General features: G+C 58.9%; 24 protein-coding genes, 1 tRNA gene and 2 pseudogenes. 13 read left to right on the forward strand and 14 right to left on the reverse strand.

The genetic code is table 11. From position 1 onward, the window contains the following. Positions 1-83 precede the first annotated feature (83 nt). From VDP61_RS10395 to VDP61_RS10410, 4 genes are all read left to right on the forward strand, one after another. Positions 84-1,127 (forward strand): MerR family transcriptional regulator, encoded by a 1,044-nt coding sequence (locus VDP61_RS10395; RefSeq protein WP_323006836.1) that lies wholly within the window; start codon positions 84-86, stop codon positions 1,125-1,127. 77 nt (positions 1,128-1,204) lie between these two features. Further along, positions 1,205-1,281: transfer RNA gene (locus VDP61_RS10400), tRNA-Pro, on the forward strand. A gap of 81 nt (positions 1,282-1,362) precedes the next feature. Next, on the forward strand, positions 1,363-2,442 hold the full coding sequence (locus VDP61_RS10405; RefSeq protein WP_323006837.1) for a 2'-deoxycytidine 5'-triphosphate deaminase: 1,080 nt from the start codon (positions 1,363-1,365) through the stop codon (positions 2,440-2,442). 48 nt (positions 2,443-2,490) lie between these two features. Continuing rightward, positions 2,491-2,931 carry a hypothetical protein gene (locus VDP61_RS10410; protein ID WP_323006838.1) on the forward strand — a complete coding sequence of 147 codons (441 nt, stop codon included), beginning with the start codon at positions 2,491-2,493 and terminating at the stop codon, positions 2,929-2,931. On the opposite strand, the gene VDP61_RS10415 is transcribed toward VDP61_RS10410, so the two are convergent. The 11 genes from VDP61_RS10415 to VDP61_RS10465 form a co-directional block, all read right to left on the reverse strand. Continuing rightward, positions 2,920-3,126 carry a hypothetical protein gene (locus tag VDP61_RS10415; protein WP_323006839.1) on the reverse strand — a complete coding sequence of 69 codons (207 nt, stop codon included), beginning with the start codon at positions 3,124-3,126 and terminating at the stop codon, positions 2,920-2,922. The two genes, VDP61_RS10410 and VDP61_RS10415, sit on opposite strands and share 12 nt — an antisense overlap. 3 nt (positions 3,127-3,129) lie before the next feature. Continuing rightward, entirely contained in the window at positions 3,130-3,762 is a 633-nt protein-coding gene (scpB, locus tag VDP61_RS10420; protein WP_323006840.1) for an SMC-Scp complex subunit ScpB, read from the reverse strand. Beyond that, the gene (locus VDP61_RS10425) at positions 3,759-4,556 is read right to left on the reverse strand and encodes a ScpA family protein (protein WP_323006841.1); all 798 of its coding nucleotides are present in this window, start codon (positions 4,554-4,556) and stop codon (positions 3,759-3,761) included. The genes scpB and VDP61_RS10425 overlap by 4 nt, the downstream gene beginning before the upstream one ends. A 4-nt stretch (positions 4,557-4,560) precedes the next feature. Then, complete coding sequence (gene nagZ, locus VDP61_RS10430) at positions 4,561-5,604, reverse strand: beta-N-acetylhexosaminidase (protein WP_323006842.1); 1,044 nt, start codon at positions 5,602-5,604, stop codon at positions 4,561-4,563. After that, on the reverse strand, positions 5,601-6,563 hold the full coding sequence (locus VDP61_RS10435) for an SPOR domain-containing protein (protein ID WP_323006843.1): 963 nt from the start codon (positions 6,561-6,563) through the stop codon (positions 5,601-5,603). The genes nagZ and VDP61_RS10435 overlap by 4 nt, the downstream gene beginning before the upstream one ends. Positions 6,564-6,638: 75 nt before the next feature. Further along, the gene (gene argS / locus VDP61_RS10440; protein ID WP_323006844.1) at positions 6,639-8,381 is read right to left on the reverse strand and encodes an arginine--tRNA ligase; all 1,743 of its coding nucleotides are present in this window, start codon (positions 8,379-8,381) and stop codon (positions 6,639-6,641) included. Positions 8,382-8,503: 122 nt separating this feature from the next. Next, positions 8,504-8,995, reverse strand: coding sequence for a holin family protein (locus VDP61_RS10445; RefSeq protein ID WP_323006845.1), 492 nt, complete (start codon positions 8,993-8,995; stop codon positions 8,504-8,506). Beyond that, the gene (locus VDP61_RS10450) at positions 8,986-9,597 is read right to left on the reverse strand and encodes a holin-associated N-acetylmuramidase (protein WP_323006846.1); all 612 of its coding nucleotides are present in this window, start codon (positions 9,595-9,597) and stop codon (positions 8,986-8,988) included. The genes VDP61_RS10445 and VDP61_RS10450 overlap by 10 nt, the downstream gene beginning before the upstream one ends. A gap of 77 nt (positions 9,598-9,674) precedes the next feature. After that, on the reverse strand, positions 9,675-10,118 hold the full coding sequence (gene ccmE / locus VDP61_RS10455; RefSeq protein ID WP_323006847.1) for a cytochrome c maturation protein CcmE: 444 nt from the start codon (positions 10,116-10,118) through the stop codon (positions 9,675-9,677). 98 nt (positions 10,119-10,216) lie between these two features. Continuing rightward, the gene (gene murI / locus VDP61_RS10460; protein WP_323006848.1) at positions 10,217-11,029 is read right to left on the reverse strand and encodes a glutamate racemase; all 813 of its coding nucleotides are present in this window, start codon (positions 11,027-11,029) and stop codon (positions 10,217-10,219) included. A 112-nt stretch (positions 11,030-11,141) separates the two neighbouring features. After that, positions 11,142-14,540 carry an indolepyruvate ferredoxin oxidoreductase family protein gene (locus VDP61_RS10465; RefSeq protein ID WP_323006849.1) on the reverse strand — a complete coding sequence of 1,133 codons (3,399 nt, stop codon included), beginning with the start codon at positions 14,538-14,540 and terminating at the stop codon, positions 11,142-11,144. 159 nt (positions 14,541-14,699) lie between these two features. Between VDP61_RS10465 and VDP61_RS10470 the strand changes: the two genes are divergently transcribed. The 4 genes from VDP61_RS10470 (at position 14,700) to grxD (ending at position 19,048) form a co-directional block, all read left to right on the forward strand. Next, the gene (locus tag VDP61_RS10470; RefSeq protein WP_323006850.1) at positions 14,700-15,611 is read left to right on the forward strand and encodes a LysR family transcriptional regulator; all 912 of its coding nucleotides are present in this window, start codon (positions 14,700-14,702) and stop codon (positions 15,609-15,611) included. 487 nt (positions 15,612-16,098) lie between these two features. Beyond that, positions 16,099-18,258, forward strand: a complete 2,160-nt coding sequence (gene purL, locus VDP61_RS10475) for a phosphoribosylformylglycinamidine synthase subunit PurL (protein WP_323006963.1) — start codon at positions 16,099-16,101, stop codon at positions 18,256-18,258. A 62-nt stretch (positions 18,259-18,320) separates the two neighbouring features. Continuing rightward, on the forward strand, positions 18,321-18,563 hold the full coding sequence (locus tag VDP61_RS10480) for a BolA/IbaG family iron-sulfur metabolism protein (RefSeq protein ID WP_323006851.1): 243 nt from the start codon (positions 18,321-18,323) through the stop codon (positions 18,561-18,563). A gap of 122 nt (positions 18,564-18,685) precedes the next feature. Beyond that, positions 18,686-19,048, forward strand: coding sequence for a Grx4 family monothiol glutaredoxin (gene grxD, locus VDP61_RS10485; protein ID WP_323006852.1), 363 nt, complete (start codon positions 18,686-18,688; stop codon positions 19,046-19,048). A 254-nt stretch (positions 19,049-19,302) separates the two neighbouring features. On the opposite strand, the gene VDP61_RS10490 is transcribed toward grxD, so the two are convergent. Further along, on the reverse strand, positions 19,303-19,677 hold the full coding sequence (locus VDP61_RS10490) for a cell division protein ZapA (protein WP_323006853.1): 375 nt from the start codon (positions 19,675-19,677) through the stop codon (positions 19,303-19,305). Continuing rightward, complete coding sequence (locus tag VDP61_RS10495; RefSeq protein WP_323006854.1) at positions 19,670-20,248, reverse strand: hypothetical protein; 579 nt, start codon at positions 20,246-20,248, stop codon at positions 19,670-19,672. The genes VDP61_RS10490 and VDP61_RS10495 overlap by 8 nt, the downstream gene beginning before the upstream one ends. Before the next feature lie 351 nt (positions 20,249-20,599). Between VDP61_RS10495 and tkt the strand changes: the two genes are divergently transcribed. Next, positions 20,600-22,621, forward strand: coding sequence for a transketolase (gene tkt / locus VDP61_RS10500; RefSeq protein ID WP_323006855.1), 2,022 nt, complete (start codon positions 20,600-20,602; stop codon positions 22,619-22,621). 114 nt (positions 22,622-22,735) lie between these two features. On the opposite strand, the pseudogene VDP61_RS10505 reads toward tkt, so the two are convergent. Further along, a pseudogene (locus VDP61_RS10505) lies at positions 22,736-23,705 on the reverse strand (DUF808 domain-containing protein). A gap of 199 nt (positions 23,706-23,904) precedes the next feature. On the opposite strand from VDP61_RS10505, the gene gap (VDP61_RS10510) reads away from it, so the two are divergent. From gap (VDP61_RS10510) to VDP61_RS10525, 4 genes and pseudogenes are all read left to right on the forward strand, one after another. Then, a complete protein-coding gene (gene gap, locus VDP61_RS10510) occupies positions 23,905-24,903 on the forward strand; it encodes a type I glyceraldehyde-3-phosphate dehydrogenase (RefSeq protein WP_323006856.1) in 999 nt (332 codons plus the stop codon). 39 nt (positions 24,904-24,942) lie between these two features. After that, positions 24,943-25,086 (forward strand): hypothetical protein, encoded by a 144-nt coding sequence (locus VDP61_RS10515; RefSeq protein WP_323006857.1) that lies wholly within the window; start codon positions 24,943-24,945, stop codon positions 25,084-25,086. Between the two features lie 91 nt (positions 25,087-25,177). Next, positions 25,178-26,180: pseudogene (gene gap, locus VDP61_RS10520) on the forward strand (type I glyceraldehyde-3-phosphate dehydrogenase). Positions 26,181-26,342: 162 nt separating this feature from the next. Further along, a complete protein-coding gene (locus VDP61_RS10525) occupies positions 26,343-26,540 on the forward strand; it encodes a hypothetical protein (protein WP_323006858.1) in 198 nt (65 codons plus the stop codon). Positions 26,541-26,564: the final 24 nt, after the last annotated feature.

A 26,564-nucleotide genomic window follows, 5' to 3' on the forward strand; every position in this document is an offset into this window, starting at 1 on the left:
GCAAGCATTTGGTATCGTGGCGTATTGCGTTTGGCTTGTTGCCTCAGCCCCCGCATATGCCGCTTCTGGCCCGAGGGACGCTTATGAACAAGTCGCCTGACGCCTTTCGCACGATCAGCGAAGTGGCAGATTTATTGGAGACGCCGGCGCATGTTCTGCGGTTTTGGGAAAGTCGGTTTCCGCAAATAAAGCCGGTCAAGCGGGCCGGAGGGCGCAGATATTACCGCCCCGCTGATGTCGAATTGCTGATCGGTATTCGCAGACTTTTGCATGACGACGGCATGACCATTCGCGGCGTCCAGAAAATCTTGCGAGAGCAAGGCGTCAGGCATGTTTCCGGCCTATCCGATGAGGACGAGTCGGAGGATTTGGACCTGCCTTTCGAGGCGACGGCAAAGACCTCATCAGATCCGATCGTGCTGTTTCCGCGACCAAAGCCGCCGGTTGAGGCAGGTCAGCCCCCTGTCGCGGTCGCGGTCGCTGCGGCGCCCCCCGAAAGCGACGCTGCAAAAGGCCCGGATGATGATGCCTTGCGCAGTGCCGATGCGATGGGGGTTGGGCCTGCAACCCCGGAAAGCGGCGATGTGGCTTCCGACCCTGCTGAACCCGATCTTGCCACAACAGCGCAAGACAAAGTCGCCCCCCCCGCAGAGGCGGCAACGCTGCCCGAAGCTGCGGGTGTTGCGGAAAAGGCAGGGGCAACGCCACAATCGACAACACCGGCCGAAACCGAAGCCGACAGCACCTTCCCCCCCGCCGCGCCCCCAATTGCCGCCTCCAGCGCTGCGGTTGAGGCGCCGGCCCTTTCCGCCGCCCCTGTCGCCCCGGCCAAGGGCGCGGGCCAGTCTGAGCCCGCAGCGACGCCAGAGGCAGCAAGCGGCACCGCTGACACGCCTGCCACGCCCGAGGAAACCGCGATCACCGATCACGGGGCCAAACCGCAGCCCTCTCTGCCCGGCCCGCTGCCAGCCGCAATGGAAATCACTGGCCATTGGTTGCCTGCCGATTTGCGGTCACTTTATCCCGGTGCCTTTGGCGCAAAACAAGATGAGGTCAGAGCGATTTTGGAGCGGTTGGAGATCTTGCGCAACCGGGTCGGTGATCTGGGCCGCGTGCCCCGTCGCTAGACACAAACGCTAAATCAAACCAATTGGTACTTTCAGGCTTGCCCCCGCGCGGAATATCAGTATGAAAGCGCCAGTGTCGGGCTATAGCGCAGCATGGTAGCGCGTTCGTCTGGGGGACGAAAGGTCGTGAGTTCGAATCTCGCTAGCCCGACCATATCCGAAAACCGCCCGCCCTGTTTTACCACAGGCGCGGGCGGTTTCGTATCTGCGACAGCCCCGTAAAAAGGATGTGACCATGACCGGAGTTTTACCTTCCCAAGCCCTGCGCGGTCTGATTGAAAGTGGTGCCATCACAGCACAGCCTGCGGTCATGGCCGATCAAGTGCAACCTGCCAGTTTGGATTTGCGTTTGGGAACTGTGGCTTACCGCGTCCGGGCCTCATTTCTGGCAGGGCATGGGCGCAGTGTGGCCGAGCGAATCACAGAGTTTGAGATGCACCGCGTTGATTTGTCGAATGGGGCGGTTCTGGAAAAAGGCTGCGTCTATGTGATCCCCTTGATGGAGCGGTTGGCGCTTCCAACGGGGCTGACGGCGGTCGCCAATGCCAAATCCTCAACCGGGCGGTTGGATTTGCTTACGCGCACCATTACCGATGGCGGGGTAGAGTTTGATCGCATCGCGCCCGGCTATGTGGGCCCGCTTTACGCCGAGGTCTGCCCGCGCAGCTTTTCGGTGCTGGTGCGCCCCGGCATGCGGCTGAACCAGATCCGGTTTCGCGATGGGCAGGCAGTTCTGGATGACGCCGCCTTGACCGCGTTGCACCAATCCGCACCGCTGGTGTCTGGCGAGGCGATGATTTCCCAAGGGTTGGGGTTTTCGGTGGATTTGCAGGCGGGGCGCGATGATCTGGTCGGCTTTCGGGCCAAGCCACATACTGGCGTGGTTGATCTGGACAAAATCGGCCATTATCCGGCGCGGGATTTCTGGGAAGATGTGCGCAGCCGTGAGGGACGAATCATTCTCGACCCCGGCGCATTTTACATTCTGGTCAGCCGTGAAGCGGTGACAATACCGCCCGATTACGCGGCCGAAATGGCCCCCTACCTGGCCATGGTCGGCGAGTTTCGGGTGCATTACGCCGGTTTTTTCGACCCCGGCTTTGGCTGGGCTGCGGCGGGGGGGGCGGGGTCGCGCGGGGTGCTGGAGGTGCGCTGCCATGAGGCGCCCTTTGTCTTGGAACATGGGCAGGTGGTTGGCCGGTTGGTGTATGAACGCATGGCTGCGCGCCCCGAGGCCCTGTATGGTACCGGGATTGCCTCAAATTATCAGGGCCAGGGGCTGAAACTGTCCAAACATTTCAAGATGCCGCAATAACTGCATTTGTCATTTGCCTTCAGGCGCGGGCTGTCGGAAAGTTACGGTATGAAACAGATCATCGCCCTTTGCCTTTTGCTGATCACGCCATTGCCTGTCTGGGCACAACCGGCAGATATGAACCTTTACCTGATGCTCTGGCCCGAGGGCGAAGAGAACGCGCCCACGGCGACACAAATCATCGAGTTTGGTGAGGGTATGATCAACTTTTTCACCAGTGGCGACGTTGATGCCGAATCAGATCTGGATAACGCAGTCGTGGCGACCCCTGAACAGATTGCCCTGCTGTCGGCGGCTGTGAGCGCGGTCATAAAATCCGTCAGCACAGAGATGGGGGTACAATCGCAAGGCCATACGATCGCGGTAGAGTGGAGCGTTTCCAACGCCACGACCTTTGAGCGCGGGTCAATGAACCTGCCAATCGAGGCGCTGCCGCCCGAGATTTTAGCGGTGCAAGACCAGATTTTCGGCGCGCGGCTAGCGCCCTAACCGCCGCGTGATTTTCGCCGCCTGTCGCGCGCGTTTCGCGGTTTCGCGCCCGGTTTTGGCCTGTGCGCGTTCCGCGTCAGACATTTGCGCAGCGGGTTTGCCCTTGCCCGCGAAATGGTTGATGCCCTTGTTGACACCAACATTCACAAAGCGGCGGATCACCTGATTGATGATCATTCTGATAATGCGGTCCATTCCCTAATCCTCAAACAATTCGCTCTGGCCCTCGGGGCTTTCATCTTCGTCATCTTGCACCAGACCTGTGACGAAACTAGGGCGATTGTCCAACAGGCCAGCCGCCCGCAGGTCTTTCAACCCCGGCAGGTCACGGGCGGATTCAAGCCCGAAATGGTCCAGAAAGCCTTCGGTCACGACAAAGGTCACCGGCCTGCCCGGCGTCATGCGGCGGCGGCCAAACCTGATCCATTCCAGCTCGATCAACTGATCCACGGTGCCGCGTGAGACGGCGACACCGCGAATTTCCTCTATCTCGGCGCGGGTGACGGGTTGATGATAGGCAACGATCGCAAGGGTTTCCACGGCGGCGCGCGACAGTTTGCGCGTCTCGACCAATTCCTTGTGCATCAGGTGCCCAAGGTCGGGCGCAGTCCGAAACGCATAGGCATCGCCCACCTTGACCAGATGCACGCCGCGCCCGGCATAGCGTTTGCGCAGGGTCACCAAGGCCTCGGCGGCATCACAGCCATGCGGCAGACGCGCGCTGAGTTCGGCAAGGGTGACGGGTTCGGCACTGGCAAACAGCACCGCCTCGACCATACGTTCCTGTTCGGCTTGTGGCGGGGCGGCAAACAGACTGCTGGTCTCGCTCATGGCCGGCCCCCTTCGCGTTTGCGAACCTGGATGGCGGCAAAGGTTTCGCCTTGGCGCAGCTCTAGCTGGCCCGCCTTTGCCATTTCAAGGATGGCGGCAAAATGCGCGGCGGTGGCGGAACGGCGGCGCTGCGGGTTGGTTTCCCAGCCCGCAGGCAGCCAGCTTGTCAGGTCGGTCCATTCCCCGGCATAGCCAAGCAACCCGCGCAAACGCTCCAGCGCTTCTTCCATGGTAAACACATTGTTGCGGTCCATCACAAAGGGGCGGAAATCATCACGGGTGCGGATCCGGGCATAGGCCTGCATCAGATCCATCAGGCTTGCAGAATAGGTGATCTTCTTGCGGCGCGTGACATCTTCGGGCAGCCCGCGCGCAAAAAAATCGCGGCCCCTTTGATCACGGGCCATCAGCTGCGCCGCAGCCTCACGCATAGCTTGCAGGCGTTCAAGCTGAAAGGCAAGATGGGCGGCAAGATCTTCGGCGCTGGGGCCTTCCTCGGTCGGGTCAGGCGGCAACAACAGCCGGGATTTGAGATAGGCAAGCCATGCCGCCATAACCAGATAATCTGCTGCAAGTTCGATACGCAAAGCACCGGCTTTGTTGACAAAAAGCAAATATTGCTCGGCCAGTTGCAGAACCGATATCTTGCGTAAATCAACCTTTTGCGTCCGGCTTAGCGACAGTAACAAATCAAGCGGGCCCTCAAAGCCGTCGACATCAACAATCAGCGCCTCAGCGACAAGCCGGTCAGCGACGCTCAGTTTTTCCTGCCCCTCAGCCCAGGTGTCTGCCATTGCCTTACCCGCCCAGCAAAGCCGAAAGATCAGAGCGCAGGGCGGCAATGTCAACGCTATCAGCCGGTTTTCGGGCAGCCAGGGCTTTGCTTGCCCGTCTGGCCGCATCGGCGCGCAGATAGCCCGCACCAGCGACCACGGCGGCCATTTCATCGGGCTTGCCGTTGCAATGCAGGGCAATATCGACACCAGCCGCAAGGGTCGCTGCTGCGCGCTCGCCCAAGCTGCCAGATAGCGCGCTCATCGACAGATCATCCGACATCAACAGCCCGTCAAAGCCGATCTGATTGCGGATAACCTCGACCATAAGGGGCGAGGTGGTCGCCGGGCGCGCGGCATCAATCGCGGTATAGATGATATGCGCCGTCATTGCCAAAGGCAGGTCATTCAGCGCCGTGAACGGGGCGAAATCATGCGCGGCCAAAGCGGCGCGAGAGGCGGCAACAACCGGCAAATCCTTGTGGCTGTCAAGGCTGGCGCGGCCATGGCCCGGCATGTGTTTCACAACCGGAAGCACGCCGCCGGCAAAAAGGCCATTGGCGGCGGCGCGGCCAAGCTGCGCCACCTCTGCCGCATCCTCGGAAAAACAGCGGTTGCGTAAGAAAGGATGCGTGCTATCCGAAGCGACATCAAGGCAAGGGGCGCAATTGGCATCAATGCCAACGCTGCGCAATTCGGATGCGATGATCCGGTAGCGCAGTTCCATTGCACGGCAGGCGGCGGCCAGCGCCCTGCCCGGTTCTGGTGCCTGTGCGGCGCCTTTCTTGGCGAGATGCACCATATCCAAAGGCGGCAACCATTCCAGCCAATGCGGCGCCCGCATGCGCTGAACGCGACCGCCTTCCTGGTCGATGAAAATCGGGGCGTCGCGGCCAACAGCTTCGCGCAGATCGGTCGTCAGGCCGCGCAATTGCGCCGGGTCTTCGACGTTGCGGGCAAACAAGATAAAGCCCCAAGGGTTCGCGGCGCGAAAAAAAGCGGCCTCCTCCGCCGTCAGGTCAGGGCCAAGACAGCCAAGGATTGTTGCGCCGATCGTGCTTGCCGTCATCGCACAGCCACAGGAATACAGGCCGCGCGCTCTGCCACAAGAGCCGAGCAAAAACGGCGCGAATCTGCCTCGGTATCAAAGCCCATGGCCCGCAGCCGGTAAAACATGCGCCCGCCGCTTGATGCCGCCTGCACAATCCGGGTTTTGCCGGTCAAAAGATCTGCGAATTTCCCGGAAAGCCGGTCCCATTCCTTGCGGGCGATCTCTTCGCTGTCAAAGGCCCCAAGCTGCACCAGACGCGTCCCCGAGGCCAGATTTTCGCCTGTGATTTCGGCAGCATCAACCTTGACCGCAACCATTGTGACCTGACCGGCAGGGCGAGGACGGGGGCGGGGCGACAAGGCCAAAGCGCCCTTTGGCAACGAAGGCGCGGTTTGCGGGCCAAGATCAAGCGTGATGTCCAAATCGCCTGACAAAGGCGTTACCCCGGTGCTCAGCGCATCGGCCAAGGCGATCATATCGGTATTTTCATCCACGGTTTGCAGCGGGTCAAAGCTGTCTTCCTCACCGTCTCTTTGCGCATCGAGGCCGGTCATCGCCGCGCTGGCAAGGCCAGGCACGCCGACGGACAGGGGCGAACCTTCGGCATCCTGTGCCGCTGGGGGGCCCGTCATGTCGTCCTCGCTCAGGTTGATCGGGGCGGGCGCCAAAACCAGCGTGTCAGCCGGGGCCGATATGCCGCCTTCAGCGGCGATGTTGTTGACCGACAGGCCCTGATGGTCAGCGATTTGCCCGCCCGGCTCTTCGGGGGCAATGCGCATCGGCCCCTCAATGGCCCGCACCACCGGGATGCCGGTCATATCGCGCACCGCAAGGCTATAGCCCCAGTAGCCCATGCCAAGAACCAAGGCTACCGATGTCACAGCCCCTGCCATCGAAAACAGGCGGGTCGTTTGCCCCACCACACCATCGCGCGCGGCCGCACCGCCATCGAAAGTTTCGAATTTCACGTCTGCCATGCTCTCTGCCTCACTGCATGGGCGGATATCCGGCCATGCTGTCTTGCCTGTTTGCACACCGACGGGCGCTATTGTTCAGCGCATTTCCTCAACCGGCGTAACCCCCAAGATAGCAAGACCAGCAGAAATCACAACGCCCGTTGCCCGTGCGAGGGCAATTTTTACCTGGGTTGTTGCAGTATCGTCCTGAATAAAGCGTAAAGACGGCTCATCCTTGGCCCGGTTCCACAGGGTATGCAGCTCGGACGCCAGTTCATAGAGATAGAACGCGACCCGGTGCGGCTCATTGCCCCGCGCGGCAATTTCCACAAGCCGCGGCCATTCAGCGATTTTCTTGGCCAGATTGATCTCTGCCGCGTGGCTAAGCTGGGTCAGGTCGGCCGCGGCCAATGCGGCGTCATCTATGGCAACCCCCGCCTCTGCCGCCTTGCGCATCACCGAATTTATCCGCGCATTGGCATATTGAACGTAGAAAACCGGGTTGTCCTTGGATTGCTCCAGCACTTTAGCAAAGTCAAAATCCAGTGGCGCGTCGTTTTTGCGGGTCAGCATCACAAACCGGGTGACATCAGGGCCGACCTGTTCGACCACATCGCGCAGGGTCACAAACGTTCCTGCCCGCTTGGACATCTTGAACGGTTCACCGTTTTTCCACAGTTTGACCAATTGGATCAGCTTGATATCCAGCGGCACCCGGCCCCCCGACAGCGCCGAAACCGCCGCCTTCATCCGTTTGACATAGCCGCCATGATCGGCCCCGAAAATGTCGATCAACTGATCAAAGCCGCGCTGCACCTTGTTGTAATGATAGGCAATGTCGGGCGCAAAATAGGTCCAGCCCCCGTCCGATTTCATCACCGGGCGGTCGACATCATCGCCATGCGCGGTGCTACGGAACAGCGTTTGCTCACGCGCCTCCCAGTCGTCGGGCAGCTTGCCTTTTGGCGGTTCCAATGTGCCTTCATAGATCAGGCCCATATCGCGCAGGGTGTTGATCGCGGCCTCAATCTGGCCGGTGCCATAAAGCGCCTTTTCCGACGAATACACATCCATCTGCACATTCAGCGCGGCCAGGTCGGCGCGGATCATGTCCATCATCATTTCGGTGGCAAAATCACGCACATCCTGCAGCCAGACGTCTTCAGGCTGGTCCAACAGCGTGTTGCCCCATTTGGCCTTCATCGCCTGCCCCACCGGGATCAGATAATCGCCGGGGTACAGCCCTTCGCGAATTTCGGGCGCGTGGCCCATCGCCTCGCGGTAGCGTTCATAGGCCGAGCGTGCCAGCACATCGACCTGCGCCCCGCCATCGTTGATGTAATATTCGCGGGTCACGTCATAGCCGGCAAAGGCCAGCAACCGCGCCAGGGCATCGCCAAACACCGCGCCGCGCACATGGCCCACATGCATCGGGCCGGTGGGATTGGCAGAAACGAACTCGATATTGACCTTGATACCGGCGCCGATCGTGCCGCGCCCAACCTGCGCGCCGGATTTTAGGGTTGCGGCCAGCAAGCCCGCCCAGATTGAAGGCACCAGTGACAGGTTCAAGAAACCCGGCCCGGCAACTGCAACATCCGCGATACGCGGGTCGGCTTTCAATCGCGCGGCCAGTTTGTCGGCAATGGCGCGGGGCGGCAATCCGGCAGGTTTGGCCAGCACCATCGCGGCATTTGTTGCCATATCGCCATGGCTTGCATCGCGCGGCGGCTCTACCGCAACCGCACCAAGCTCCAGCCCGTCCGGCAAGTCACCCGCGGCCATCATTGCGGAAATTTCGGCCAAAACCAGCGTGCGAATATCAGAAAAAAGGTTCATCAGTCCCGTCCTTTGGATCAGGACCGGGATGCCAGAGCCCAAGCATTTGGTCAATGCCCCGCCGCATCAGTCTGCATGCAACGGGGCTATTCGCGGAATTTTCGGCGAAAATTCGGGCTGGATCAGCCCTTGGCGCTGCGCCAGGCTTGCAAGGCCGGGTTTGGCTCGGACAGGCTGGGCATCTCGGCCGTGGGCGGGGCTGTCGGTGCAATGACGCTGGCGCGGCGATAGTGAAACGCCTCACGCGCGCCAAAGTAAAAGCCAACCACCGCCCCCAAAAGCCACCACAACGGGTCCGGTACAAGGTTCAGCCCGACCATACGCTTGCCAAAACTTTCGGGCTCGACCATCGCATAGACAAAAAGACCCAGCGTGCCAAAAGCCAGCAAAGGGCGCGGCAGCCGGTTCAACCCATTGACCATCCGATCAAACCAGCCAAGGCCGGGGTCCACATATTCGGCCCCGAGCTGACGCAGGGCGGCCATTTGCGCCTCGGCCGAAAGCTCCATCTGTCGTGTGGCCGAGGGGGTAAAAACCTCGGCCACCCCGCGCGCAGCCGTTCCCAATGCGGTAACGGCATTGGCGCCGCCGAAAAGATTTGTAATCACTCCCATGCGGCCACCCGCTTGGCATGATCGGCCGCTGACAAGTGATAGTTTGACGACATGAACGCCTCGGCCCGCGTGATCCAGCCACCTTTGCCGCCGTTGCGCTGGCGGGCATATTTGCGGCTGGCGGGGCGGGCATCGGCGATTCGATAGTAATAGTTGCGCCGCGCAATGGCATAGGCATCGGCCAGAAAAGCGGGTGCTGCCTCATAGGCGCGCTGCGCCGCACCGATGGTTTGTGGCCCTATCGCCCCATCGGGAATGCAGGCAAACCCCATATCCGTCAGCAAGCGCTGTAACAGCTTGACCGCATTCACCCCGGAATTGACCATCATATCAAAAACCGAGGCTTGCAGCACCGCGGGCAATTGGCCGATGCCGGGGCGGGTAAAGTAATGCTCTAGATAAATCTCTACTGCCTGATCCGGGCCAAGGGCGGCAACATCCGCCTTATCCACCACCCCGTCGCCGGTCAGGTCAATTCCAAGACGTTGCATGGTGTGAATGGTCACACCGAAATTCGTAGCCCCACCGGGATCATCGGGGTCATCGACATAACCACCTTCGCGCGCAATTATGCCGCGCGCGATTTCCTGTATCGTTTGCATATCTGGCCTCCAACGCCGGGGATATTTCCCCCGGCTTGGTGGTCAGCTTGGGTTGAACACCCTTAAAACCATGCAAATCAACCGCTCGGCGCTTGGTAGACCCCTTGATCCTTCAGCGCGTCGATCACTTCCTTGGGCATATAGGTCTCATCATGCTTGGCCAGAATTTCATTGGCGACAAACACGCCGCTGATCAGTTTTCCGGTGCCAATCATGCCTTGGTTCTCGGAAAAGAGGTCGGGCAAAATGCCGGTAAAGGCAACCGGAACGGTGGCCGCGCCATCGGTCACGTTGAAGGTGATGGTTTCGCCCTGCCCCCGCTTGAGCGAGCCTTCCTCAACCAGACCACCAAGGCGGAAGGTTTCGGTTTCAAGCGGCGGGTCAGACATCACCTGCGCCGGGGCGCGGAAAAAGTTGATCCCATCACGCATGGCATAGCCGATCAACCCGGTTGAGATGGCCAATGCCACGAAGGCCAAAACGATCACCTGAATACGACGCGTTTTCTTTAGGCTTTTCATGCTGTCTCCGGTTTTTTTATTGCGGCGATTAGTGTCAAGTCGAATATATCATATTCAAACGCAAGATGCATGGGGCGTAAGGTAGCAGCCTGACCGATTCACGCCGACTCAAAATCAATCTTGCGGCGCAAAAACTGGGTCGCTTTGCTGCCAACGCGCTTGGGGTCGCCTGTGGTCAGGAATTTTGACGCTGTGCCTGCGCCTTTCATTTCGGGCCGGCGTTCCAGATAATCGGCAAGTGCGGCCGCGACGAGGTTTGGTTGCGAATATACCTTCACCTGCGGGCCAAGAACATCGGCAAAGACCTGCTCAACCAGCGGGTAATGGGTGCAGCCCAAGACGGCGGCTTGCGGGTGTGGCATCCGCCGCAGCAGGGCCTCGACATGGCTGCGCACCAAAGCATCGGCCAGCATCTCGTCGCCCTGCTCCAGCGCATCGACCACGCCGCCGCAGGGCTGCGCCTCTACATCCACGCCGATCGCACGAAAGGCCAATTCACGTTGAAATGCCCGCGAAGCCACAGTTGCGGGCGTGGCAAACAGCGCCACATGTTTCACATCCACTTCACGCGGCGGCGAGTTGTCGCCCCATTGACGCTCTGTCACCGCCTCGATCATCGGCACGAACACCCCCAAAACGCGCTTGTCAGCGGGCAGCCAGGTTTCCTGCATCCGTTTCAGGGCGGCAGCAGAGGCGGTGTTGCAGGCCAGAATGACCAGATCACAGCCCTCGGCCCACAGCCGTTCGGTCGCAGCACAGGTCAGGGTGAAAATATCCTCGGCCGTGCGGGTTCCGTAAGGCGCATTGGCATTGTCACCCAGATAGATAAAAGCTTGGTCCGGCAGGCGTTTGACCAGCGCATCCAGCACCGTCAAACCGCCCAGCCCACTGTCAAAAACGCCTACTGCCATGGCCTGTCCCTTTTGCGTTCAAGGCCATTCCTGCGCCCCGATCCTATGGCAGCGATCATAGGCCGTGTTTGGACGCAGGAAAAGGCCTGCCTTTTGCCAGCCCTTTGCCCACCTATTGCGCGGCCATTGCAGTCCCGCCGCCGCCGTCTTGGCGCCATTTCGCCAACAGGGCTTTACGTTGGCGCGCTGCTTTTTCCGCATTGGCCTGCTTGACCGGGCCAAAACCACGGATGGTCAGCGGAAGTTCGGCAATTTCATGCGCAACCGCGTGTTTTGCAACAGCGTAGCCGGCGATGATCTCGGCGAGATCCAGCTCATATTCCGCGATCAAGGCCCGTTCCATCCGCCGCTCTGTGCTGTGACCAAAGGGGTCAAACGCCGTGCCGCGCAGGGGCCTCATCTTGGTCAGCAATCGGAACACAGGGATGATCCAGGGACCAAAGGCGCGCTTTTTCGGGCGGCCCTGCGCGTCCTTGCCGGGCAGGAACGGCGGCGCAAGGTGGAATGTCGGGCGCAAGACGCCGTCAAACTCTGCCTGCGCCTTGGTCATGCTATCAAGATGCAGCCGCGCAACTTCGTATTCATCCTTTATTGCCAATAGCTTATGATAGCCTTTTGCCACGCTTTCCCGCAATGGTCCGGGCGCTGCCTCGACCAGCTTCAAAAAGCGCGCAACCAGCGCCTCATCGCCGTATTCGCGCAGATGGGCCACGCGAACGGCGACAGGGTCAGGCGTTTGCGGTGTTTCAGGTGCAAGGATGCGCTGCACCTCGGTCGGATACAGCATGGCCCATCGGCCAAGGTTGAACGCGCGCAGGTTTCGTTCTGGCCCCGCACCGTTCAGGGTGATGGCCTTGGAAATCGCGTCCAGCGACAGCGGAATCAGGCCCTGCTGCCAAGCTGCCCCAAACACCAGCATGTTGGAATAGATGCTGTCACCCAAAGCCGCGCGGGCAAGCTCTGTTGCATCAAAAAAGCTGCAACGATCTTTCAGCCTTGCCTCAAGAGAAAGCTGCAACCTATCGGAAGGAATACGAAATCCTGGATTGCGGGTGAAATCTCCTGTGATGATTTCATGAGAGTTCACCACAGCCCCGGTCCGGCCCGTTGTCATCAGCCCCAGCGTTTTGCCCCCGGCAGTCACGACCAGGTCACCGCCGATAACCGCGTCTGCCTCGCCGACGGCAACCCGAATGGCCGAAATATCGGCGGGCGAATTCGCAAGCCGGCAATGGATGTGAACCGCGCCGCCTTTTTGCGCGAGGCCCGCCATTTCCATCATGCCAGCGCCTTTGCCATCAACATGGGCGGCCATCGCCAGAATCGCCCCCACCGTCACAACGCCGGTGCCACCAACCCCGGTGATCACCACATTATGCGTGCCGTTGATCACGGGCAGCTTTGGTTCGGGCAGGTCTGGCAAAACAATCTCTGCGGTCGCCGCTTTCTTCACCCTGGCGCCTTCCAGCGTTAAGAACGAGGGGCAAAACCCTGAAACGCATGAATAATCTTTGTTGCACGACGATTGATCAATCGCCCGCTTACGCCCCAATTCCGTTTCAACCGGCACGATAGAAACGCAATTCGACTGCACACCGCAATCGCCGCAACCTTCGCAGATATCGGTATTGATGAACACCCGTTTGTCCGGATCGGGAAACTGGCCACGCTTGCGGCGACGGCGTTTTTCGGCGGCGCAGGTCTGGATGTAAACAATGACCGACACACCTTTGATTTTGCTGAACTTCTCTTGAACCGGAATGATCGCTTCGCGGGTGTGTTTTTCCACATTGGCGGGGAAGCGTGACAGATCCACAGCCTCTTTGGGGTCATAGACGACAGCCACCGCCTGCACCCCCATCGCCTGCACCTCGGCGACAATCCGGTACGCATCCAGATCGCCTTCATTATGCTGGCCGCCCGTCATTGCCACGGCATCATTGAACAATATTTTATAGGTGATGTTGGTTTTGGCGGCCAAAGCCCCGCGGATCGCCAACATGCCGGAATGGTTATAGGTGCCGTCGCCAAGGTTTTGAAACACATGCTCGGTGTTGGAAAACGGCGCCTCTCCGACCCAGTTCATCCCCTCGCCGCCCATCTGGGTAACGCCCGAGGTGCCACGATCCATCCATGCCGCCATGAAATGGCAGCCGATGCCCGCCCCAGCCCGCGCGCCCTTTGGCAGCAGGGTCGAGGTGTTGTGCGGGCAGCCCGAACAGAAATAGGGCAAGCGCGCTGCGATATCGGTAGCATTATCAGATTTCGTTGCTTGGTCAATGCGTTGCAAGGCGTCTTTCAACCTGTCACTGCCGCGCCCTTCCGCAATCAAAATCTCCCCCAGCTTGGCGGCAATCATCACCGGATCAAGTGACATCGGCACTGGAAACAGCACCTCCGCCTCGGGTGAGCCTTTGCGCCCGCCCCAAACCCGGCGGCCCCGGCGATCATCAAAAATCGCCTCTTTGATCTGCACTTCGATCAGTTTGCGTTTTTCCTCAACGACGATGATCAGATCAAGCCCGTCGGCCCAATCGTGAAAGCTGTGCATATCTAGCGGCCAGGGCTGGCCAACCTTGTAGGTGGTAACCCCCAGCCGTTCCGCCTCGGCCTCATCAATCCCCAGCAGCGACAGCGCATGTGTCAGGTCCAGCCAGTTCTTGCCAGCCGCAACCAGCCCGATCCTGGCCCCCGGCTTGCCCCAAACCCGCCGGTCAATGCCATTGGCGCGCGAAAACGCCTCGGCAGCGTAGCGCTTGTGGTTGACCAACCGCTCCTCTTGCTGGATCCAGTGGTCCGGCAGACGGATATTCAAGCCATCCTTGGGCATTGGAAAATCAGGCGTGACAAAGGCCATGCGGTCAAGGCGCGCGTCGACCACACTCGTCGCCTCGACCGTGTCTTTCATCAGCTTGAGCGCGGTCCAGACCCCGGCATACCGCGACAAGGCAAAAGCATATAAGCCGTAATCCAGAATTTCCTGCACCCCCGCAGGCGACAGAACCGGGATAGAGGCATCCACCGCCGCCCATTCCGACTGATGGCAGGTGGTAGAGCTTTCGCCGGTATGGTCATCGCCCAGGGCCATGATCACCCCCCCATGCGGCGAGGTGCCGGCAAGGTTGGCATGGCGCATGACGTCGCCCGACCGGTCCACCCCCGGCCCCTTGCCATACCAAAGCCCGAAAACCCCGTCATACTTGCCCTGCCCGCGCAGTTCTGCCTGCTGGCTGCCCCAGATCGCGGTGGCGGCAAGATCTTCGTTCAGGCCGGGCTGAAAGGTGATGTCAGCGGCCAAAAGCTCTTTTTGTGCGCGGGCCATCTGCAGATCGACCGCCCCGAGAGGCGAGCCGCGATACCCCGTACACAGCCCCGCCGTATGCAGCCCCGCCTGCATGTCGCGGGCCTTTTGCATCAGCATCAGTCGCACCAATGCCTGCGTACCATTCAACAGCACCTGGGATTTTGTCAAATCCAGCCGATCATGGAGTGATATTTCTTGCTTGGTCACAGCGTGTCCTCCCCAGTGCTTGCGATTGGGTCCAATATAGGTCAAAAAAGCTGACCTACAAAGCAGAAATTTTTGCCCTGCAGACTGTTTATATGACGATGGTAGTCGATACATAGAACAGTTCGTGTTAGCGTGCGGCAAATTTGTGAGAGTATCAGGATGGACTGGGATAAACTAAGAATATTTCACGCGGTGGCCGATGCCGGCAGCCTGACCCATGCCGGCGACGTTCTGCATCTATCGCAATCTGCCGTCTCGCGGCAAATACGCTCATTGGAAGACAGCCTGAGCGTGACCCTGTTTCACCGCCATGCACGGGGGCTGATTCTGACCGAACAGGGTGAGCTGCTGTTTGAGGCAACCAAATCCATGGCAAAACGGCTTGATGCCGCCGCCGCCCGGATTCGAGACAGCGAGGATGAGGTGTTTGGCGAATTGCGCGTCACCACCACGACCGGGTTTGGCACGCTCTGGCTTGCCCCGCGCCTGCCTGCGCTTTACGCCAAGTTCCCCAGCCTCAAGATTGATCTGATGCTGGAAGAACGCGTGCTTGATTTGCCGATGCGCGAGGCCGATGTGGCAATCCGCATGAAAGAGCCCAGCCAGGCCGATCTTATTCGGCGGCGCTTGATGAATATTCGGATGCGGCTTTATGCAACCAAGGAATATCTGGAGCAGGCGGGCGAACCGAAAGCGATGGAAGATTTTGCCCATCACCGGTTGATTTCGCAGCACACCGGAACGCCTCAGGTTGCTGCAGGCGCGTTGCTGGTGCAGCAACTGATGTTGCATGACATTCCGTCAACCTTGACGGTCAACAACTATTTTGGCGTTTTGCAAGGTGTGCTCAGCCATCTGGGTATTGGGGTGCTGCCCGACTACCTGACCGAGGATTTTCCGCATTTGGTTCGGGTATTGCCCGACGTGGAATCAGCCGATGTTCCGGTTTTCCTTGCCTACCCCGAGGAGCTGCGGCAATCAAAGCGGGTTTCTGCATTCCGGGATTTCGTGACAGAAGAAATTTTTGCTTATCGCAAACGGCAAAGGGAACTTGGCGACCCGGCTGATTGAAGCGTGGTGCGCCGCGTCAGGGGCACGGCTTCAGGCAGCGCCCCGTGGCCTGCATAACCCGTTCGGGATATTGGCAGAACACCGGCATATTCGACAGGCTCCACGGCAAAAACTCTGCCGCTTCCGCGCAGCCCACCCCAGCCATGCACGGCGCGCATGGCGGACATTCCTGTACTGCACGGTCAAAAAACTTGCACCATGGCAACAGGCGGCCTATCTGAGGCTACGAAAGCGGCTATGAGTTACTCTTGTCTCTTTCATACCTCCCTGTTGGACTCGGCCGAGCGAAAGCTCGGCCTTTTTTTTTCGCTGTTCAAAGCGGGTAAAGCCAACCCGGCCTTGTGGCGGCCCATCCGCAGCCTCAACCGGCAATAGGCCAAAAACGGTTGCCTTGCGTGGCAGATGTGCCTTTCCCCTTCCCCTTTGCCCTGCTTTGTCCTATGGACGCGGCATCATTGAGCCGATGGGAAATGCCATGTCTGTAACCGTGTCCGAACCCGCAATCACGCCAGCGCTTGTTGCCGCACATGGGCTGAAGCCGGATGAATATGAGCGTTTGCTGGAAATCATCGGGCGCGAGCCATCGTTTACCGAATTGGGCATTTTCTCGGCGATGTGGAATGAGCATTGTTCGTATAAATCCTCAAAGAAATGGCTGCGCACCTTGCCGACCACTGGCCCGCAGGTCATTTGCGGTCCTGGTGAAAATGCAGGCGTGGTTGATATCGGCGATGGCCAGGCTGTCATTTTCAAGATGGAAAGCCACAATCACCCTTCCTACATCGAACCCTATCAAGGGGCTGCGACCGGCGTTGGCGGTATCTTGCGCGATGTATTCACCATGGGCGCACGCCCGATTGCCGCGATGAACGCCCTGTCATTTGGCGTGCCCGAGCATCCCAAAACCGCGCATCTGGTCAAGGGTGTCGTGGAAGGGGTCGGCGGCTATGGCAATGCCTTTGGCGTGCCAACCGTGGGCGGCGAAGTGCGGTTTCACCGCAGCTATAACGGCAACTGCCTTGTCAATGCCTTTGCCGCGGGGCTGGCGGATGCGGACAAGATTTTCTATTCGGTTGCCTCGGGTGTTGGTATGCCTGTGGTTTACCTCGGCGCGAAAACCGGGCGCGATGGCGTCGGCGGGGCCACCATGGCCAGTGCCGAATTTGACGACACGATCGAGGATAAGCGCCCCACCGTACAGGTCGGCGACCCCTTTACCGAAAAGCGCCTGCTGGAAGCCTGTCTGGAGCTGATGCAAACTGGTGCCGTGATCTCGATCCAGGATATGGGGGCCGCTGGCCTGACCTGTTCGGCGGTCGAGATGGGCGACAAGGGCAAGCTGGGCATCAAGTTGCAACTGGATGACGTGCCACAGCGCGAATCGGCAATGACCGCCTATGAAATGATGCTGTCGGAATCCCAAGAGCGGATGCTGATGGTGCTGAACCCCGAGCTGGAGGCCGAAGCCCGCGCCATTTTTGTGAAATGGGATCTGGATTTCGCGATTGTCGGTGAAACCATCGCCGAAGACCGCTTTCTGATCTTGCAGGGCAATGAGGTAAAGGCCGATTTGCCGCTGTCAAAACTAGCGTCTTCGGCCCCCGAATATGATCGCCCCTGGGTTGAAACACCCCCCGCGGGCGCTGTGGGCGACGTGCCAAGGATTGAGCCGATTGCAGCCCTGCGCGCCCTGATCGGCAGCCCGAATTACGCCCATAAAGCATGGGTCTGGGAACAATATGACAGCATGGTCATGGCCGATACCGTGCGCAGCCCCGGCCTTGGGGCGGGTGTGGTGCGGGTGCATGGCACGCCGAAACTGCTGGCCTTCACCTCTGACGTCACCCCCCGCTATGTCATGGCCAACCCGGTCGAGGGTGGCAAGCAAGCGGTGGCCGAGGCTTATCGCAACCTTTGCGCCGTTGGCGCGCGCCCGCTTGCCACGACCGACAACCTGAACTTCGGCAACCCCGAAAAGCCGGAAATCATGGGCCAGCTTGTGGGCGCGATCAAAGGGATTGGCGCTGCGGTCAAGGCGCTGGATATGCCGATCGTTTCAGGCAATGTCTCGCTGTATAATGAAACCGACGGTGCCGGCATTCTGCCCACACCGACCATCGGCGCTGTGGGAATTCTGGCCTCGGAAGACGAGCTGATTTCGGGCCTGGCCCGCGAAGGCGACATGCTGCTGGTTATCGGCACAACGCAGGGCCATCTTGGCCAATCGGCACTGCTGGCCGAGGCGTTCGGCATGGAAACCGGCGATGCCCCCCCGGTTGATCTGAAGGCCGAGCGTAAACACGGCGAATTCTTGCGCGCCAACCGCAAGCTGCTGCGCGCGGCAACAGACCTGAGCGATGGCGGGCTTGGCCTGGCCGCGTTTGAAATGGCCGATGCCGCGAATACCGGCGTCTGGGTTGAAAGCAGCGGCATTGCGACGCTGTTTGGCGAAGATCAGGCGCGCTATCTGGTCGCATGTGATTTGGCGCATGCGGCAGAATTGATGGCGGCAGGGGAAAAAGCAGGTGTAAAAGTGACGCAAATGGGCCAGTTTGGCGGTACATCTGTGTGTTTTGGCACCAATTCTGCGTCTTTGGCCGATCTCTCAACGCTCTACCGCACCGCCTTTGCCAAGGCGGTCGGCTGATCTTGCACGCCACCGCAGACCGCCCTACATTACAGATGAATACCCCAACAGGACGCAAAAAAATGGCCATGCAAGCGCAAGACATTGAAAACCTGATCCGTGCCAGCTTTCCAAAGGCCAAGATTACCATCACCGATCTGGCTGGCGACGGCAATCACTGGGCTGCCGAGGTGATCGACGAAAGCTTCAAGGGCCTGAACCGCGTGCAACAGCAACGTGCGGTCTATGCCAGCCTGAAGGGCAAGATGGACGGGGCGAATGGCGAATTGCATGCGCTGGCGCTGACGACCAAAGCCCCTGATTAAAGTGACCTGGCGCCTGCAATAGGGGCGCGCAATCGCCGTCTTGCTTGCATTTCCCATCCTGAATGTGGACGCAGCATTAAAACAATCTTCCTTTCAGGAAGTCCAAACCCAAGGAATAAGCGATGACCGACGCAAAAGCAAAAATTCAAGACATTATCACCAAGAACGATGTTGTTCTGTTCATGAAAGGCACCAAATTGGCGCCGCAATGCGGGTTTTCTTCGCGCGTGGCGGGGGTTCTTAACTTCATGGGCGTCGAATTTGCCGATGTGAACGTGCTGGAAGATGCCGATATTCGGCAAGGCATCAAGGATTTTTCCGATTGGCCCACGATTCCGCAGCTTTATGTCAAAGCCGAATTTGTAGGCGGCTGCGATATCATCACCGAAATGACGCTGAACGGTGAGATGGATCAACTGCTTGAGGCCAATGGTGTGGCCTTCAACAAGGAAGCCGCTGATAAAATCCGCGAAGCCAACGCTTGAAGAACGCCTTTTGACTGATTGGCAGGGTAGTAAAATGCTACCCTGCCCCGTGGCATGCACGCCCCTGTGTACGATCGTCAGCGATATGTTCAGCCATCGCCGGCCCCCGCTCCGCTTTGCACACCCAAAAAATAGCGCCATTTCGCCTTGAGCAGATAGCGCGGCCTGAAATCAAAGGTTTCACCACGTTAAATGATGGGCTTGGCTTCAAGCCAAAGTCGAAACGCTGCGGGCCAGCAAAAGAACCAGTTTTCTCATTGCGCCAGTTTTTCTTCGACCTTGCGCGCCAACGCCTCTGCCCGCGCTGCAATTTCAGCCAGCGTTTCGGGGATTTGTGGTGGAATGACCGGAATTTCAACCTTGATGGGCGCGGGGGCTGGCTGGTTTTCCAATTCCTCCACCCGCGCCTTCAAAACCCGTAACTGATCTTCAACCGAAGCGGTGCGGTCAGCCAGCATCAGCCCAGCCATCAACAGCATTCGCGATTCCGGCAACCGCCCCATCTGCGTGACCAAGGGCTGCGCCTCGGCGTCCAGCATCGCCGCGGCGGTTCGCAGGAAATGCTCTTCGCCCTCTTGGCAGGCGACCATGAAACTGCGCCCACCGATGTTGATTTCCAGATCAGCCATTGCTGCGGGCCTCCTCGACAAGTGGTCTCAGCTCTGCCAAAATCTCATCCATTTCAACGGTTTCCGTATGACGAGTGGCGCGCAGGCTTTCCAATTCGGCCAGCATCGCCTTGTTGATCAACTGCGGCTCGGCCATGTTACTGGCTGCCGCCTCATGCAAGACGCGCAGATGTTCGCGCAATTGGACGGTTGATTTGCGCATCCGTTGCAACTCCAGTCCCTGCACATCAAGCTGTTCGGTCATCTTTTCAACCTTGCTTTCCAGCTGGCCTTGCGACGAATGTTCACGGTCCTTGACCGATTTCAAACGCTCGTTCAATTGGGCCGTGCTGGTCTTTTCCGCAGCAAGTGCTGTTTTCAGTTTGGCAATCTCGGCTTCCAGCGCGGCGATGGTTTCGGCCTCTTGGCGCGCGGGTTCCATGCGTTCTGCCGCCTTTTCCGGGGCAGCCGCCTCACTGCTGCTGGGCACGACAGCGGGGGCTGGGGTCCATTTGTCCAACCCGGCACCAATGCGGCCCAATGCGGCGGTAATTCGCCGCTCCAGCTCTGCAATATTGCTTTGATCACTCATTCAAATGCCCCCTTGCCTCTGCCTTGTCGTCCTGTTGTATGGGACGCCGTTTCATTCGTCTTGCGTCCATCCTTGGACCAACCTTGCCAAACCACTACCGCCAAGCCTGTTTCACAACAAGCGAATCGTCTTGGTCGGCCGTTTTATTGATCCTATCCCAAAGCTGGGGGCAATTGCGCCCCCCTTTAGGATCAAGCCTTTGCCAGACATGCTTGATCTTGCCGACAAGGCTGATATGCAGCTTTCAAACCAATGGGCAAGCGTGCATGTTTGCCTTTGACACATGCTATTGCAAGCACGGGCCTTCGCACCCTGCGCGGCCTGACCACAACAACCAGAAGGATCATCGCCTTGGATATAGCCACGCTGCGCGCCCAGCACCCCGACCATTGGAACAAAGCCTGCGCTATTCGCACCCTGACACTGGATGCCGTCGCTGCCGCCAACTCTGGCCATTCGGGCATGCCGATGGGCATGGCCGATGTGGCGACCGTGTTGTTTGAAAAGCACTTGAAGTTTGACCCCACAGCCCCGAACTGGCCTGATCGTGATCGTTTCATCCTGTCGGCGGGCCATGGCTCGATGCTGCTTTATGCGCTGCTGCACCTGACCGGCTACGCCGACATGACCCTGGAGCAGATCAAGAACTTCCGTCAATGGGGGGCCATTACCGCAGGCCACCCCGAATATGGCCACGCCACAGGCATAGAGACAACCACTGGCCCCTTGGGGCAGGGCATTGCAAACGGCGTGGGCTTTGCCATGGCAGAAGAGCATCTGCGCGCAGTTTGGGGGGCCAAGCTGATGGATCATCACACCTATGTCATCGCCGGTGACGGGTGTTTGATGGAAGGCATCAGCCAAGAGGCGATCGGCCTTGCCGGCAAACACCAATTGTCGCGCCTGATCGTGCTGTGGGATAACAACGGCATCACCATTGACGGCAAGGTCTCGCTTTCTGATATTACCGATCAAATGGCCCGGTTTGCGGCCAGCGGCTGGGATGTGTTTGAATGTGACGGCCATGACCCGGTGGATATTGACCGCGCGATCACGGCGGCCAAGGCCTCGGAGCGCCCGGCAATGATTGCCTGTGCCACCCATATCGCCTTTGGGTCCTCGGCGCAGGACACGTCCAAAGGGCATGGCGCGCTGACCGCACCGGATCTGATCGCCGAAACCCGCAAGGTTTATGGCTGGCCCTATGGCGCCTTTGAAATTCCAGCCGAGATCAAAGCCGCCTGGGAAGCGATTGGCGCCCGTGGTCTTGCCCCCCGCAAAGCATGGGAGGGCCGCCTGACCGAGATTTCCGAATCGCGCCGGGGCGAGTTCAACCGCACCTTCAAAGGCGAGGCACCGGCCAAGCTCGCGGCGGTGGTTCGGGCGTTGAAAAAGCAAGCGGTTGAGACGATGCCAAAACTGGCAACGCGCTCGGCCTCGGAAAACGCGCTAGAGGTGATCAACCCGGTGATGAAGGAAACCATCGGCGGGTCGGCGGATTTGACGGGTTCCAACAACACCAAGACCGGTGATCTGGGCATGTTCTCACCCGAGGATCGCTCGGGGCGCTATGTTTATTACGGCATCCGCGAGCATGGCATGGCTGCGGCGATGAATGGCATGGCCTTGCATGGCGGGGTGCGCCCCTATTCAGGCACTTTCATGTGCTTTACCGATTATGCCCGCCCCGCGATGCGGCTGTCAGCGCTGATGGGCGTTCCGGTGGTTTATGTGATGACGCATGACAGCATCGGTCTGGGCGAGGATGGCCCGACCCACCAGCCGGTCGAGCATCTTGCCATCAGCCGCGCCACGCCGAACACGCTGGTTTTGCGGCCCGCCGATCAGGTCGAAACCGCCGAGGCCTGGGAAGTGGCGCTTTCGCAAACAAAGACCCCATCGGTGATGGCTTTGTCACGGCAAGGCGTGCCCGCAGTTCGCAAAAAGCACCTCAATCAGAATATGGTTGCCAAAGGCGCCTATGTGCTGGAAGAGGCCGAAGCCAAGCGGCAGGTGATTTTGATGGCGACCGGAACAGAAGTTGAAATCGCCCTGAAAGCCCGGAATTTGCTAGAGGCCGAAGGGATCGGCTGTCGCGTGGTCTCAATGCCTTGCATGGAACTTTTTGCCGAGCAAGACGACGCCTACCGTCGCAAGATCCTGCCCCCCGGCCCGGTTCGGGTGGCGATAGAAGCCGGGGTGCGCACCGGCTGGGACCGCTGGCTTTTGGGCGAACGTGGGCGCGAACAAAAGGCAGCTTTTGTGGGGATGGAGGGCTTTGGCGCCTCGGCCCCGGCAGAGCGGCTTTACAAGGAATTTGGCATCACGGCTGAGGTCGCCGTGGCCAAGGCCAAGGCGTTGCTGGGTCTGTAATTTAAGCGCGCTATGGGGGGGGGCCTTTGAAACAAGGGCTTCCCCCCTTTTTCGATGACCGTTGCGGGAAACAGCGACGCAATCGGGCAATCCGCCAGGTTGCCCCCCCGCCCCTTAATGCCCTGTGGGTTTGCCTGTGGCTTTGGCGATGACCGGGCCGATCACCTTGGTAACCAGCGGAATCAGGGCCAACCCAAAGGCAAGGCCAAAAATGCCATCGCATGTGGCGGTGACAGCCCATTGCACCGCGCCGCGCGCCGTGGCGACAGATTGGGATGCGAGAACCGCCAGATGGTGGATTTGATCATAAAGCCATGGCCAGCCCAGCACATCCAGCCCGTGGGTGATGATGCTGCCGCCAACCCAAAGCATCGCCCCGGTGCCAATGAAAGACAGCGCCTTCAAGAGATGCGGCATGAAGCGCACAAGGCCGCGCCCAAAGCTGCGCGCGGCACGCAAATGGCCATTGGCAGCCATGTGCAACCCGACATCATCCATCTTCACGATCAGCGCCACAACACCGTAAACGGCTGCGGTGATACCCACGGCGACCATGGCAAGCGTGGCTGTCTGCATATAGATATTCGGGGCCTCGATCACAGAAAGCGAGATGGTCATGATTTCAGCCGAAAGGATGAAATCGGTTTTTATCGCGCCCGCGACGCGCGCCTCTTCCAGTCGAATTCGGGTCGCGGGGGGACATATCAGCATCGACCGCGTGCACCCGATGCGGAAAGACCTTGTGAAAGATCTTTTCGGCGCCCTCAAAACACAGGTAAGCGCCGCCGAACATCAGCAAGGGCGTCATCGCCCAAGGCGCGAAGTTTGATAAAAGAAGGGCTGCAGGCAGCAGAAAAATCAGCTTGTTTTTCAATGATCCCTTGGTGATGCGCCAGATCATCGGCAATTCACGGCTGGGCGAAAGACCGACAACATAGGTCGGGGTGACGGCGGCGTCGTCGATCAAGATGCCTGCGGTTTTGCTGCCGGCCTTGGCCGCGGCCAGCGCGACATCATCAACCGAGGCTGCGGCCACTTTGGCAATCGCCGCAACATCATCCAACAGGGCCAGCAAACCGCTCATACATTCTCCTTCATCTGTACCGAACCAAACTAGCGGATTTGATGTCAGGGGCAAGCCGTTAGCGAAAACAGCAACAATCGTTAGCGGAAACATTGCAGGTTTGCGCTAACATGATGAAATTGTGGCATTTCTGGCCTTTGAAATGACGTCTTGTTTGTGTATCAGCCACTTGACGTTTGCGTGGATATGAGGGTTTGACATGACAATCACTATCGGGATCAACGGGTTTGGCCGGATCGGGCGCTGCACTTTGGCGCATATCGCAGAGAGTGCGCGCAATGATGTGCAAGTGGTGGCGATCAATGCCACCGGACCGATAGCGACCAATGCGCATTTGTTGAAATATGACTCCGTTCATGGGCGGTTTCCGGGAATTGTGCGGGTTGAGGGCGACACGCTTGATCTTGGCCGTGGGCCGATGCGCGTGATGAGCACCTACAACCCGAACGAGCTGGACTGGGACGGGGTTGATGTGGTGTTGGAATGTACCGGCAAATTCAATGACCGCGATGCGGCTGCGGTGCATCTGACCCGTGGCGCCAAGCGGGTCCTGATTTCTGCGCCAGCGAAACGGGCAGATAAAACAGTGGTTTACGGGGTGAACCATCGGCAATTGACGACCGATCATCATGTGGTTTCCAACGGGTCCTGCACCACCAATTGCCTTGCACCTTTGGCCAAGGTCTTGAATGATGCCATCGGAATTGAAAGCGGGATCATGACGACGATCCACAGCTATACCGGCGATCAGCCAACGCTGGACCGTCGCCACGATGACCTGTACCGCGCGCGCTCGGCGGCGATGGCGATGATCCCGACCTCTACGGGCGCGGCCAAGGCCCTGGGTGAGGTGCTGCCAGAACTGGCGGGAAAACTGGACGGCACTGCGATGCGGGTGCCGACCCCGAACGTATCAGCGGTGGATTTGACCTTTATTTCCCGCAAGACCGTGACCGTGGCCGAAGTGAATGAAATAGTGCGCGAGGCAGCCGCCGGCTATATGGGCATGGTTCTGGCCTATGACCCCGAGCCGAAAGTGTCTATTGACTTCAACCACACGCCGCAATCCTCTATCTTTGCGCCAGATCAGACCAAGGTCGTGGGCAATTGTGTGCGGGTCTTGGCGTGGTATGATAATGAATGGGGCTTTTCTTGCCGGATGGCCGATGTGGCCGGGGCAATGGGGCGTCTTTTGTAAGGCAGGCCGTGGCACGCGGCCCAGGACGTTAGGGGCCGTATGACGAACACACTGGCGATATGGCTGGGCATGCTGATCTTCGCCGCCATTCTGGGGGATATATTCCTGAACGGCGGCGAAGCGCTGATGTTTATCTTGCGAAAATTCGCGGTCTTCATAGAATATCTGTCTTTCTGGCGATAAATCTGGCAGGCTGTGCTTGAACTTTGCGCGCAAATCGTGATGTTAGCGCTAGCAAGCCGGGATATTCCCTGCCAAGCATAAGGAAATTGCCATGACCGTTAAAGTTGCCATCAATGGATTTGGTCGTATAGGCCGCAACATTCTGCGCGCGATAATTAAATCGGGCCGCACCGACATTGAGGTGGTAGCCATCAATGATCTTGGGCCGGTAGAAACCAACGCCCATCTGCTGCGCTTTGATTCAGTGCATGGGCGTTTTCCGGCCGAGGTGACGACCACCGAGACTACGATTGATGTCGGCCGTGGCCCGATTGCCGTAACCGCGATTCGCAACCCCGCAGACCTGCCATGGTCGCATATTGATATTGTGATGGAATGCACTGGCATCTTTACGGATAAAGAAAAGGCAATGGTGCATCTGGAAAATGGCGCAAGCCGGGTTCTGGTATCCGCCCCATCGAAAGGGGCCGACAAGACCATCGTTTACGGTGTAAACCATGGCATATTGACCGCCGAGGATCTGATCGTTTCCAACGCCTCATGCACCACCAATTGCCTGGCGCCGGTGGTCAAGGTGCTGAATGATGCGGTGGGCATCACCAAGGGTTTTATGACCACGATCCACAGCTATACCGGCGATCAGCCCACGCTGGACACAATGCACAAGGATTTGTACCGCGCCCGTGCGGCGGCGCTCAGCATGATCCCGACCTCAACCGGGGCTGCAAAAGCGGTAGGCTTGGTGTTGCCGGAATTGAACGGCAAGCTTGATGGGGTAGCGATTCGTGTGCCGACGCCGAATGTGTCTGCCGTTGATCTGACGTTCGAATCCTCGCGTCCGACAACCGTTGAAGACGTGAATGCGGCGATTGTCGCAGCGGCCAATGGCCCGTTGAAAGGCATTCTGGGTTTTACGACTTCAGGCGAATGTGTCTTGTGATTTCAACCATGACCCGCGCTCTTCGATCTTTCACCTTGATCAGACAAAAGTGCTGGATGGCAACATGGTGCGGATTTTGGCATGGTATGACAATGAGTGGGGTTTCTCTAACCGCATGGCGGATACGGCCGTGGCGATGGGAAGGTTTCTTTAAGTTTCCTAGCAACCTCAATAAGTTAATGACATCAAGGGGCGCATCCATGCGCCCCTTTTGCCTATTTGCCTATTTGCCATGCACCCAGCGCATAGCGGGGTTTCGGGCCTGCGCATTGTTAGCGCAAGCATTTACCCCGATATAGGGCACAGGATATCCGGCATGGGGCTGGGTTTTCAGATGTATGTGAGCGAAAAGATGAAAATACTGATCAAGAAGTTGAAAACGGCGCTGCATAATCATGCACGCTACATAGCCACCCGCAATGAGATCGCGCGCCTGCCGCTGGACGTAGCGCTTGATTTGGGCCTGTCTCGCGGTGATGCAAACGAAATTGCCCGCAAGGCAGTCTGGAACTGATACCGCCTGACGCGAAACAATCGG

Source organism: Pseudorhodobacter sp., assembly GCF_034675685.1.
In the GTDB taxonomy this organism is placed as follows: Bacteria; Pseudomonadota; Alphaproteobacteria; order Rhodobacterales; family Rhodobacteraceae; genus Pseudorhodobacter.